The organism is Saccharothrix sp. ST-888 (assembly GCF_000955975.1).
Taxonomy (GTDB): domain Bacteria; phylum Actinomycetota; class Actinomycetes; order Streptomycetales; family Streptomycetaceae; genus Kitasatospora.
The window spans coordinates 1-338 of the sequence record NZ_JYJF01000678.1 but is presented as its reverse complement, the minus strand read 5'-3'; the positions used below and the strand labels follow the sequence as shown (position 1 = coordinate 338).

Below are 338 nucleotides of genomic sequence, written 5' to 3'. Positions count from 1 at the left end.
GCGGTAGAGCGCGCTGGGCGAACCGGCGGCAACGTACCCGATCCGCACGTCGCCGTTGCCGAGCACCAGGCGGCGGCCGGTGACGGCGTCGGTGTTCTTCCACTCCTCGCCCGGGAACAGCTCGGGCAGCTTCAGGTGGCGGGGCGTGAGCGGCAGGTGTGGTGTGGTGGCGAGGCCGCGCAGCGCCCACGGCGTCGCGTCCACCCTCGCGGAGGGAATGCCCTTGTGGTAGAGCAGCGAGGACTCCGAGAACAACCCTTCCTCGCCCATCAACTCCTCGTAGTACAGCCCGCCTTCGGGCGTACGGTGCTGGGTGTGCCGCTTGCGCGGGATGCTCC

General features: G+C 70.4%; 1 pseudogene. It reads right to left on the bottom strand.

Going from position 1 to position 338, the window contains the following annotated elements:
* Positions 1 to 333: pseudogene (locus tag UK12_RS34195) on the bottom strand (homogentisate 1,2-dioxygenase); the annotation flags it as partial.
* Positions 334 to 338: the final 5 nt, after the last annotated feature.